This window comes from Thalassospira sp. UBA1131 (assembly GCF_002311515.1).
Classification (GTDB): domain Bacteria; phylum Pseudomonadota; class Alphaproteobacteria; order Rhodospirillales; family Thalassospiraceae; genus Thalassospira.
Map to the genome: position 1 here is coordinate 4,966 of NZ_DCAO01000027.1, position 10,677 is coordinate 15,642.

The 10,677-nt window shown below is 55.2% G+C and carries 11 protein-coding genes and 1 pseudogene; 6 read left to right on the forward strand and 6 right to left on the reverse strand.

Translation table 11 applies throughout. The features are described from left to right. The 6 genes from B3Z49_RS03970 to B3Z49_RS03995 form a co-directional block, all read right to left on the reverse strand. A partial coding sequence (locus tag B3Z49_RS03970) for a TRAP transporter large permease (RefSeq protein ID WP_296988375.1) occupies positions 1-905 on the reverse strand: 905 nt, incomplete at its 3' end. Further along, entirely contained in the window at positions 905-1,357 is a 453-nt protein-coding gene (locus B3Z49_RS03975) for a TRAP transporter small permease (protein ID WP_120226337.1), read from the reverse strand. The genes B3Z49_RS03970 and B3Z49_RS03975, both read right to left, overlap by 1 nt. Before the next feature lie 87 nt (positions 1,358-1,444). Next, positions 1,445-2,425 (reverse strand): C4-dicarboxylate TRAP transporter substrate-binding protein, encoded by a 981-nt coding sequence (locus tag B3Z49_RS03980; RefSeq protein ID WP_296988377.1) that lies wholly within the window; start codon positions 2,423-2,425, stop codon positions 1,445-1,447. A gap of 317 nt (positions 2,426-2,742) precedes the next feature. After that, positions 2,743-3,654, reverse strand: a complete 912-nt coding sequence (locus B3Z49_RS03985; protein WP_296988379.1) for an AraC family transcriptional regulator — start codon at positions 3,652-3,654, stop codon at positions 2,743-2,745. Positions 3,655-3,775: 121 nt separating this feature from the next. Next, a complete protein-coding gene (locus tag B3Z49_RS03990; protein ID WP_296988381.1) occupies positions 3,776-4,960 on the reverse strand; it encodes an NADH:flavin oxidoreductase/NADH oxidase family protein in 1,185 nt (394 codons plus the stop codon). A 2-nt stretch (positions 4,961-4,962) separates the two neighbouring features. Beyond that, a complete protein-coding gene (locus B3Z49_RS03995) occupies positions 4,963-5,235 on the reverse strand; it encodes a hypothetical protein (protein WP_296988382.1) in 273 nt (90 codons plus the stop codon). Positions 5,236-5,395: 160 nt separating this feature from the next. On the opposite strand from B3Z49_RS03995, the gene B3Z49_RS04000 reads away from it, so the two are divergent. The 6 genes and pseudogenes from B3Z49_RS04000 to B3Z49_RS04025 all read left to right on the forward strand — a co-directional run. Beyond that, positions 5,396-6,295 carry a LysR family transcriptional regulator gene (locus tag B3Z49_RS04000; RefSeq protein ID WP_296988383.1) on the forward strand — a complete coding sequence of 300 codons (900 nt, stop codon included), beginning with the start codon at positions 5,396-5,398 and terminating at the stop codon, positions 6,293-6,295. A gap of 257 nt (positions 6,296-6,552) precedes the next feature. Beyond that, positions 6,553-7,749: an ABC transporter substrate-binding protein gene (locus B3Z49_RS04005; protein WP_296988385.1), complete on the forward strand. Its 1,197-nt coding sequence runs from the start codon at positions 6,553-6,555 to the stop codon at positions 7,747-7,749. 141 nt (positions 7,750-7,890) lie between these two features. Continuing rightward, positions 7,891-8,673, forward strand: a complete 783-nt coding sequence (locus tag B3Z49_RS04010; protein ID WP_063088159.1) for an ABC transporter ATP-binding protein — start codon at positions 7,891-7,893, stop codon at positions 8,671-8,673. Further along, the gene (locus tag B3Z49_RS04015) at positions 8,670-9,377 is read left to right on the forward strand and encodes an ABC transporter ATP-binding protein (protein ID WP_008890664.1); all 708 of its coding nucleotides are present in this window, start codon (positions 8,670-8,672) and stop codon (positions 9,375-9,377) included. The genes B3Z49_RS04010 and B3Z49_RS04015 overlap by 4 nt, the downstream gene beginning before the upstream one ends. 12 nt (positions 9,378-9,389) lie before the next feature. Further along, positions 9,390-10,400, forward strand: a complete 1,011-nt coding sequence (locus tag B3Z49_RS04020; protein WP_063088161.1) for a branched-chain amino acid ABC transporter permease — start codon at positions 9,390-9,392, stop codon at positions 10,398-10,400. Then, a pseudogene (locus tag B3Z49_RS04025) lies at positions 10,397-10,677 on the forward strand (branched-chain amino acid ABC transporter permease); the annotation flags it as partial. The gene B3Z49_RS04020 and the pseudogene B3Z49_RS04025, both read left to right, overlap by 4 nt.

The following is a 10,677-nucleotide window of genomic DNA, read 5'->3' on the forward strand; positions in this document are numbered from 1 at the left end:
ATCTGTTGCGGCGCGCGTTCAATCGTCATGGCATAGCCAAGCACTGCTGCCATGATGATCAGCAACATCACCATGCCAAGATCAGAGATCGAGCCAAAGATGGCTTCCTTGAGCCGGGCAAAGTTCAGTTCGCGATAGACAAACAACCCGACAGCCAGCGCATAGAACACCAGAAACGCCCCGGCCTCTGTCGCAGTAAAGATACCAAAGCGGAACCCGACGATCAGGATAACCGGAAAGGCAAGTGCCCAGATGCTTTCAAAGAAGCTGGCCGTCAGTTCCTTGGCCTTGGGAAGTTCCGGCAGATCCGGCGTGTAGCCGTTTTTACGCGCAACAAGCCAGGATGTGATCATCAAAACGATGGTCAGGAAAATGCCCGGCAAAACACCGGCCAGGAACAGCCGCCCGATGGAGACTTCATTCACAAAACCAAACAGGATCAAGCCGATGCTGGGCGGGATGGTTGCAGTAATGATCGAGCCAAAGGCCAGAACCGCCGCCGTATTGGCCTTGGAATAGCCTTTCTTGATCATGCTGGGGCCCAGCAGGCGAGCCTCCATCGAGGCATCGGCCACGGCTGATCCCGAAATACCGCCCATCATGAAACTCAGCACAATTGAAACCTGTGCCAGACCGCCTGCCATCCAGCCCGTCAGAAGACTTGCAAACTTGACAAGGCGATGGGTGATCCCCGTCACGTTCATCAAATTGCCGGCCAGAATAAAGAACGGCACGGCCAGAAGCGGGAAGCTTTGTGTTGCGGTGACCATTTTCTGGATCACGACCGTGGGAGGCATCGCACCCGTCATGACAAAGACCGGAATGGAGGCAAGGCCAAGCGCAAAGGCAACCGGCATCCCGCAGACGAGGAAGACTGTGAATAAACCTGCAATCAACAACAGCATCAGTTGATCTCCCTGTTGCGAATGCGTCGAATAAGTTGGGCAACCATGGTTCGGATCATCAACAGAATGCCGACAACCATCGAAGCATGGATATAAGAAGCATTAATTTGTGCGGCCCCGACTAGGCGCGGATGCATCAAAATCATGTTTGTCCACGCATAGTTCAAAAGGAACGCAAGAAACCCGATAATCACCAGAATATTGATGATTTCCACCCATGCGCTTGCCCGTTTGGACAGGATTTCACGCAATATCTGAAGACCGAAATGCCGGTCTTCCTGCATGGCAATGTCGGCAGCCAACATGCAAAGCCAGGCAAAGATCAGTTGCGCCATCTCGACTGACCAGATGATCGGCGATCCCATGGCGCGCGCCACAGAGGCCACCGCCACAAGAATGACCACAGCGACAAGCAATATGCCGCCACAGGCAAACTCAATCCGCTTGAGCATCAATTCAATTTCCATTGTGAAGTTTGAAGTGCGTTGCCCGGTATAAAAGCAACGCACTTTCGCTAGGCTACCAGAAGGTTCGTGGTCTTAGCGACCAAGAACCTTGTTAACGACAGCGGCTTCTGCTTCAAGTTCGAGCATCTGGTAAACAGGTTTGACGGCTTCCTTGAACGGAGCCAGATCAACTTCGCTGACCTCAACACCACTTGCAGCAACGTCTTCCAGCGCCTTTTCACCGAGCTCAATGGTCAGGGCCGAGGCATAACGACCATTTTCCACTGCCAGATCACGAACGATTTTCTGGTTTTCCGGTGAAATTTCGTCCCAGGCTTCTGCACCGACAACCAGCGCAGTGACAAGCTGGATATGGCCGGTTTTGGTGACGTTTTTGATCACTTCATAAAGCTTGGCGTTCCAGATCGCGGTCGGCTGTGCTTCCGCGGCGTCAATCGTGCCAAGCTGAAGGGCACTATATACTTCGCCCCAGGCAATCGGGGTCGGTTCTGCACCCATCGCACGGATGGTTTCAATCCAGACCGGTGCACCGATGGTACGCATACGAACACCCGAAAGGTCGGCCGGGCTTGAAATCGGCTTTTGCGTCAGGGCATGGCGCGCGCCCTGATACCAGTTCGAGGCAATCATCACGAGGCCGGATTTTTCGCGCAGTTCTTCGCCCCAGGAGATGTATTCATCCGAAAGGGCAAATTTGTCAGCCTGCTCATAGGTATCAAACAGGAACGGTGCCGACATAATCGCAAGCGACGGTACGAAGCTCGACAAACGGGCGACATCGGTCACGGTGCCGACAGCAGCACCCGCACGGGCCTGATCGATCATTTCAGTGGTGTCACCAAGCTGCGAGTTGTGGAAAATCTCGATCTCCACGTCGCCGTTGGTTGCCTTTTCCACGTCCGCTTTGAACTTTTCAAGTCCCTGTCCCATCGGATCATTCGGTGCCAGAACGGTCCCGATCCGAAGGGTTGTTGCCGCGTTTGCCGGCATGACAGCGGCCAGTGCGCCTGCGACGACTGCACACAGTCCAAGTGATTTCATAGTGAGTTTCATTAGAGACATCCTCCCGATGGATTGGCTTTTACCAAAATTGATATTTTAGTTGCTTTGAAATTCTAGGTATCTCAGCTCTATCTTGTCAACGAATTTCTCAAGCCTGTAAATTTGTTCATTTTCAATAACTTGAATAAAAATCACCCTTCGCCACTGGGCAACTTGTTAGTGACTGGGCAATGATCGCCGCAGACAAACGCGCCTGAAAGCACGCCAATCAGACGCCCTGCTCAGCGGGCGCGTTCAGAGCGCGAGACAGCAAAAAGCCGCCTGATCAGATGGTTGGATCAGGCTGCTAAAAGAACGATGGGGAGATGTTATTGGGAAATGCTGCGATATTTCGCAGGTGTCAGCCCGGTAAAGCGGCTAAACCGCGTGGTCAGATGAGCCTGACTGGAAAATCCGGTTTCAAGTGCGATTTCGGCAACCGGGGCGCTGCCATCACGCAACATATGCATTGCGCGTTCGATCCGGCGGCGCAGAACGAATTGATGTGGCGCTTCACCCACGGTTTTGCGGAACATGCGGGCAAAGTGATAGGCCGACAAATCAGCAACATCTGCCAATTCTTCGATCGTTAGCGGCTGGTCAAGGTTGGCATCGACAAAATCAAACACCCGGCGTTTGATCACCGGCGACAACCCGCCGCGGACCTTGAAGCCAAGATCACGGCGCGTTGAGTAACTGCGCAGCATATGGCCCATCAAAAGCTGCCCGGCATTCGACATCGCCATTCGATCCGCTGGCACATCCCAATCCAGTGGCAGCATCGCCTGCCGCACAGTCTGCTCGATCAGCGGATCAAGGAAGAACGTCTTTTCCGGGACTTCGACCGCATTGGGTTCAATGTCAAAGGCCTCGACCACGGCGCGTTCCCAGGCGGCATGCGGAATATAAACGTGAAACAGCTCCACCTCGCCATGCACCAGCCAGTCCGATGTCAGATAAGCCGGCATCAAACAACACCGACCGGGGCCACCGCCACTCATCGGGTCTGCGCCGATCTTGCGCTGAATGCCCGTACCGCCATTGACATAGAGGCTGATGGTGTGGTGATCAGGATCGGTATAGCGGGTCAGGACATCTGCCTTGCGCCGCCAGTGGGCCGCCGAGATGCTTTCGCCGAAATCACCCGCGCGCAACAGGTTCGCATCCCCAATCAATTGATTGAAGACTTCAAACTTCTGATAGCGCCCGTTGGGCTGAAAGGCTGATGCGGTCTCTGCCATTTTCTGTTCCTGACATGAAGACCACATCATCGCATTGTGTTTTGGATTTGCAAAGCAATGCGCATGCAACCCTGACCTGTTTTGCGCAAGAATGTGAAAACGCCGCCCTTCCGCATAACGATCAAATGTCGAAATGCCGCAACCAAATCCGCGCCCGGTCCGCATCCCGCGCTTCGTAGGCGGCAAGGACCTGATCCAGATCATCAAATTCCGGCATTTTCATCCGCCCTGCCAGCGCCGTCAGTCGCATGGTGTACCATGCCGTAATGCCGCCAGCCGGCGCATGATCAAAACGGGGAAAGACCGGATCATGGTAATCATCGCGTTGCCAGATATCTGGCAGTGCGGGCTCAATTACCAAGGCACGCGCCAGTCCGACGATATCAATGACGCCGCTATTCAGCGCCTGCTCTGCCTGTGCACGGGTCTTGAAGCCACCGGTCAACATCAGGGGCTTGGTGGTAACCTTGCGGGCCCGCTTGGCAAAATTCATGAAATAAGGCCCGCCGCCAGCACCGTCAGAGGCCGCCTTTGCCCCCGGAAAATAAGTACCGCCACTGATATCGATCAGATCGATTTTGGTTTGATCAAGCGCGGTAACGACGGCCAGTGCATCATCTTCGCTTAGGCCACCTTCCAACTGATCGGTGGCATTCAGTTTGACTGCCACGACGAAATCGGGACCGACGGCTGCGCGCACGGCACCAATGGTTTCAAGAAGCAACCGCATGCGATTGGCAATCGGCCCGCCATAGTCGTCGCGTCGCTTGTTAAACAGCGGTGAGAGAAACTGACTAAGCAAGAAGCCATGGGCCGCGTGAATTTGCACCCCGCCAAACCCGGCCTGCTCAGCAAGTTTGGCAGTTCTTGCAAATTGGGCCGGGATTTTACGGATTTCATCATCGGTCAGTGCCGCACATTTCAGCCCCGGAAGATCAAGCGCACTCGGCCCCTTTGGCGCACTGGTCGGGGCATAGGCAAGTGCCCCGGCATGCCCCAGTTGTAGCCAAAGATTACTGCCTTTTACCGAACCCTGCCGGGCAAGCGCGCGGAACCGATCAAGGTCGGCGTCGTCATCGAGCACAAGATTACCGGGCTTTTCGGCATATCGCGGTTGCGCCTGTACTTCGCCGATGATCGACACACCCACCCCACCCTCGGCCCAGCGGCGGTAAAGCCGGTTCTGGGCCTTGGTCGGGTGGCCGGTGCCATCCCCAAGCGAGTCCGACATTGCCGATTTCGCAATCCGGTTCTTGAGGATGACACCGCTTGGCAGTTCAAGGTGGCAGAACAACGGGTTTTCCAAGATCAGTGATCCTTGCGCGACGGGGATGGCCAATTCAGAACCAGTCCCGACAGGACATCCCCCGGCTCAGTGATGTAGGTGCCATGCGTGCGTCGGCTTTCATGCCGTTCAGCTGCACTCAGATGAGATTTGTTGGGTGCGGCGGGGACATCACGCGAAGATTTGGCGGCGATGGCCTTCTGGATCGCGCGTTCATTTTGCCAGGCTTCGATGGCGGCACGCAGGTGACCGACAAGGCCCAGCGGAGCATGTTCGAAAGATGTGATGGCTTTCATGATGAGAATCTCCAATCTGTGTTTATCCAAGATTGAGGATTCCTCATTGATTAATCAAACGAGAAGATCTAACCTCATCTATTAGAAAATCTCACAGCATAAGTTTCGCGCTATTGTTGCGAAACGCTCCCATCGCGTTCCTTTTGCCAAGAGGCCGATCATGAATTCCCCGACAAGCGTTGTTCATAATCTTGATCTCGATCTTGCCAGAACGTTTGTCGCGATCTGCGAGACTGGTAATTTTTCACGCGCCGCCGAAAAGGTTCATCGCAGTGCGTCGGCAATCAGCCTTCAGGTCAAAAAGCTTGAAACCATGGTCGGACGGGAATTGTTCAAACGCGAAACCCGCAAGGTCACCATGACCGAGGATGGCGAGGTTTTGCTGGGTTATGCGCGGCGTTTGCTTAAGCTCAATGACGAGGCGATGTTGCATTTCCATGCCCCGGAATTTGCCGGCACCGTGCGGCTGGGCGTCCCCAATGACACCGGCATTGTCGCCATTCCCGAAATCCTCAAACGGTTTGCGCAAACCCATCCGCATGTTGATATCGACGTCAATCTTGGTCCGACCCGCACCCTGCGTCAGGCCATCCATAAAGGCGATCTTGATATCGCGGTGTTCAGTTTTGATGCGGAGCTTGATCGCCAACCGCCGATCCACGCCGAACCACTGGTCTGGCTGGGTGTGCGTCATGGCAGTGCGATTGACAAACGCCCCCTGCCGGTATCGATGGCCGAACCCGGTTGTTACTGGCGGACCATGGCGCTTAAGGCGCTTGATGATGCCGGGGTAAATTACCGCATCGCCTATACCAGCGAGTTTTGCCAGGCACAGATAGCCGCTGTGCGCGCCGATCTGGCGATTGCGCCGCTTCCGATCAGTGTCATTTCAGATGATCTTGTGCATCTTGGCCCGTCGCATGGCCTGCCGGAAATCGGTGAATACCGCATGACCCTCGCCAAGCGTGATGGTCATGGCGCGGTCGAGGAGGCATTGGCCGAACATGTCATTGCCGGGTTCCGCAAGATTTCCGAACGCGGCATGCGGGTGTTTGCCTGATCACCTGGCCATCAAAGCCCCTTGTTGTGCCCCATATATAGCGGTCGTCGCCCGCCGTGACATCAGGAAGATGACGCAATCACAGGTGTGAACTCACCCACACCTGCGTCCGTCCGTTTGGTCGCGAAACCTGCCGCCACCCGCCCAATATGCAAGAGCGATTTTGTAACTTAAGGTTAAGAAACTGGAAACGCGTTGTGTTTTCTGTATACTGCCCCACGAATATAAAGGCCCAATAAAACAGGGAAGGCTACACTATGGGAAAACTCTCTACCCTCCTCTTCTCGGCAGCCCTTTCGACGGCTGTCGTCGCAGGCGCATCTGCACAGGAACAGGTAAAGATCGGCATGCTGCAAGGCTTCACCGGCCCGACGGAATCACTCGTCAAGCCGATGGCACTTGGCGGCGAATTGGCCATTAAGGAAGTTTCCGACAGCGGCCTGCTGCTTGGCGGGCGTGAAGTTGTTTCGATACGCGGTGACAGTACCTGTATCGACGCAGCAGCAGCCACCGCGGCGGCTGATCGTCTTGTGACGTCTGATGGCGTTCACGGCATTAACGGTGCAACCTGCTCTGGTGCGACCACGGCCATCCTGAACAACGTTGTCCGCGCAAACGGCATCGTCATGATTTCGCCGTCGGCAACCTCGCCGGCGCTGAGCGAAATCGAAGATGACGGGTACTTCTTCCGTACCGCACCGTCGGACGCACGTCAGGGCCAGATCATTGCTGAAATCCTTGATCGTCGCGGCATTAAATCGGCTGCGCTGACCTACACCAACAATGACTATGGCAAAGGTCTTGCTGACGCCATTCAGGCGGCCTACGAAGCAAAAGGCGGCAAAATCACCGCCGTTGCAGCCCATGAAGATGGCAAAGCCGACTATTCTGCTGAAATCGGCACCCTGGCATCTGCCGGTGGTGAAGTTCTGATTGTTGCCGGTTACCTTGACCAGGGCGGCAAAGGCATCATCCAGGCATCGCTTGATACCGGTGCGTTCGACAAGTTCGTCCTGCCGGACGGCATGGTTGGTGAAGCGCTGACCGACAACTTCGGTGATATGCTTGATGGATCGATCGGCACCAACCCGGGTACTGACAGCCCGGGCGCGTCCATGCTGGCCGAACTGGCGTCAGGCAAGGGCTTCAAGGGTGATGACCCTTATGTCCCCGAAGCATATGACGCATCTGCACTGCTTCTGCTGGCCATGCAGTCAGCTGGTTCGACGGATAGTGCTGTCTACAAAGACCACATCCTGAAAGTGGCCAATGCACCGGGTGAGAAAATCTATCCGGGTGAACTGGCCAAGGCGCTTCAGATTCTCGCTGATGGTGGTGACATCGACTATGTCGGTGGTACCGCGCTCGAACTGATCGAGCCGGGCGAGTCCGCTGGTAGCTTCCGTGAAACGGAAATCAAGGGCGGCAAGTGGGAAACGGAGATGTACCACTAAGCCGATCATCCTTTGATCGTTAACGACGCAGGAACTGTCAGAGACTTCGGTTTCTGGCAGTTCCTCTATTACCGGGTCGTCACCGCAATATATCGTTGATTTCCACGGTACAGAACGCATGACAAGGGTCAAAAACTCCCAATGATACGGGTCGAAAACATCGCCAAGAATTTCGGCGGCATTCAGGCAGTCGATGGCGTATCGCTATCCATTGAAAAAGGTTCCATCACCGGCCTGATCGGGCCGAATGGTGCCGGTAAAACAACATTGTTCAACATTATTGCTGGCGTCTTTCCGCCGTCTTCGGGAAAAATCTTCCTTGATGACGAAGACGTAACCCACCTTGAACCGCACGAACTTTTCCACAAGGGCCTTTTGCGAACCTTCCAGATTGCGCACGAATTCTCGACACTGAGTGTGCTGGACAATCTGATGGTGGTTCCGGGCAACCAGCCGGGCGAACAATTGCGCCATAGCTGGTTTAACTATTCCCGCGTCAAAGAAATCGAAGCCCAAAATTACGAGCGTGCGCTTGAGGTGATCGATTTCCTTGAGATTGACCATATCAAGCACGAGCTGGCGGGCAATCTTTCCGGCGGGCAGAAAAAACTGCTGGAACTGGGCCGCACCATGATGGTCGAACCCAAGATCGTCTTCCTTGATGAAGTCGGTGCCGGCGTGAACCGTACGCTGCTTAATACCATTGCGACCTCGATCAAGCGCCTCAATGAAGAGCGCGGCTATACCTTCTGCCTGATCGAACATGACATGGATTTCATTGCCAGCCTGTGTGATCCCGTGATCGTTATGGCCGAGGGCAAGGTCCTGACCCAGGGGACGATCGAAGAGGTCAAGAATAACGAGGAGGTCATCGAGGCCTATCTCGGCACAGGTCGCAAGCATGAACGGAAGGTGCCGTCATGAGTTTCTTAAGCGCAACCGGCATGACCGGCGGCTATGGCGGCAGTGATATCCTTCATGACTGCACGATTACCGTTGAAAAGGGCGAGATCGCCGTTGTCGTCGGCCCCAATGGTGCCGGCAAATCAACCGCGATGAAGGCAGTGTTTGGCATGCTGAACCTGCGCGAAGGGTCGGTGGTTCTGGATGGCAAGGATATTACCAACCTTGCCCCGCAGGAACGCGTGCCCGAGGGCATGGGCTTTGTGCCCCAGAACCGCAACGTGTTCGTTTCGATGACGGTCGAGGAAAACCTCGATATGGGGGCCTTCATCCGCAAGGACGACAAGATCGAGGAAACCAAGCAACAGATTTTCGATCTGTTCCCGATCCTTGGCGAAAAACGCAATCAGCCCGCAGGCGAGCTTTCCGGTGGTCAACGCCAGCAAGTGGCGGTTGGTCGCGCACTTATGACCCAGCCAAAGCTGCTTATGCTCGATGAGCCGACTGCGGGTGTTTCGCCCATCGTGATGGATGAATTGTTCGACAAGATCGTGGAAGTCGCCAGAACCGGGGTCGCCATTCTGATGGTTGAACAAAATGCCCGTCAGGCGCTTGAGATCGCCGATCACGGTTTTGTCCTGGTGCAGGGACGCAACCGGTTCACCGATACGGGCGAAGCCCTTCTCGCCAACGAAGAAGTTCGCCGCTCCTTCCTGGGCGGCTAAGTGGGGACTTGAATGGAAATTCTTAACGCACTCGCGCTGTTTACCAATTTTGTGGTCGTTCCGGCGACTGCCTATGGTGCACAGCTCGCCCTTGGGGCGCTTGGCGTCACACTTATTTTCGGCATCCTGCGCTTTGCGAACTTTGCGCATGGCGAGTTGATGTCATTTGGCACCATGATCACGATTTTGGTCACCTGGTTCCTGCAAAATATGGGCGTTTCTATCGACCCCTTCCCGACCGCCCTTCTGGCGTTGCCGATTGGGGTACTGGCCGCCATCAGCATGGCGCTTGTCATGGATCGGATGGTGTTCCGTTTTTATCGCAAGCAGCGCTCAAACCCGATTGTCTTTGCCATTGTGTCGGTCGGCGTGATGTTCCTGATTGCCGGTATTATCCGCATTGTCATCGGCCCGGCCGATCAAAGCTTTGCAGATGGCGAACGCTTTATTATTGGCGCGATTGATTCACGCCGCGCCTTGGGCCTTGATGAAGGTATCGCGATCAAGCAAAGCCAGTTGATCACGGTGGTTGTCACCGCCATTGTCGTTGCCTGGCTGTTCTGGTTCTTGCAGAAAACCCGGTCGGGCAAGGCCATGCGCGCCTATTCCGATGACGAGGATCTGGCACTGCTGTCGGGGATCAACCCGGAACGTGTGGTGATGATCTGCTGGGTTATCGCAGCGGCACTGGCGGCCATCGCCGGCACGCTTTATGGCCTTGATAAGACCTACAAGCCTTTCATCTTCTTGCAGATCCTGCTTCCGATCTTTGCCGCCACCATTCTGGGCGGTATCGGGCAACCGGTCGGCGCGATTCTGGGCGCGTTCATTGTGGCCTTCTCCGAGGTGACGGTGACCTATGCCTTCAAGAAGTTCCTGACCTATCTCGGCCCGACGGATTGGGCGCCGGACGGGCTCGTGCAACTTCTGTCGACGGACTACAAGTTTGCAGTCTCCTTCATCATTCTGGTCGCAGTTCTTCTAATCCGGCCAACCGGTATTATTCGTGGGAAAGTGATATGACGAAGAGAGTTGCGCTCCTATATGGCCTGATGTGCCTGGTGTTGATCGCGATCGGCTTTCTTCAAAGCTGGAACGTCGCCTTTGGCATCTTCAATCTTTGTGTGATTTCTGCGGTGATGGCGCTCGGCGTCAATATGCAGTGGGGCTATGCCGGCCTGTTCAATGTCGGGGTGATGGGCTTTACAGCACTTGGTGGCCTTACCGCCGTTCTGGTCTCGATGCCGCCTGTGGGCGAGGCATGGGCTGCTGCCGGTGGGGATATTGCCCTGTCCTTGCT

Coding starts and splice junctions, on each gene's coding strand:
- B3Z49_RS04010 (WP_063088159.1), top strand. CDS start 7,891: ATGATACGGGTCGAAAACATCGCCAAGAATTTCGGCGGCATTCAGGCA.
- B3Z49_RS04020 (WP_063088161.1), top strand. CDS start 9,390: ATGGAAATTCTTAACGCACTCGCGCTGTTTACCAATTTTGTGGTCGTT.
- B3Z49_RS04015 (WP_008890664.1), top strand. CDS start 8,670: ATGAGTTTCTTAAGCGCAACCGGCATGACCGGCGGCTATGGCGGCAGT.
- B3Z49_RS03975 (WP_120226337.1), bottom strand. CDS start 1,357: ATGCTCAAGCGGATTGAGTTTGCCTGTGGCGGCATATTGCTTGTCGCT.
- B3Z49_RS04000 (WP_296988383.1), top strand. CDS start 5,396: ATGAATTCCCCGACAAGCGTTGTTCATAATCTTGATCTCGATCTTGCC.
- B3Z49_RS03980 (WP_296988377.1), bottom strand. CDS start 2,425: ATGAAACTCACTATGAAATCACTTGGACTGTGTGCAGTCGTCGCAGGC.
- B3Z49_RS03985 (WP_296988379.1), bottom strand. CDS start 3,654: ATGGCAGAGACCGCATCAGCCTTTCAGCCCAACGGGCGCTATCAGAAG.
- B3Z49_RS04005 (WP_296988385.1), top strand. CDS start 6,553: ATGGGAAAACTCTCTACCCTCCTCTTCTCGGCAGCCCTTTCGACGGCT.
- B3Z49_RS03995 (WP_296988382.1), bottom strand. CDS start 5,235: ATGAAAGCCATCACATCTTTCGAACATGCTCCGCTGGGCCTTGTCGGT.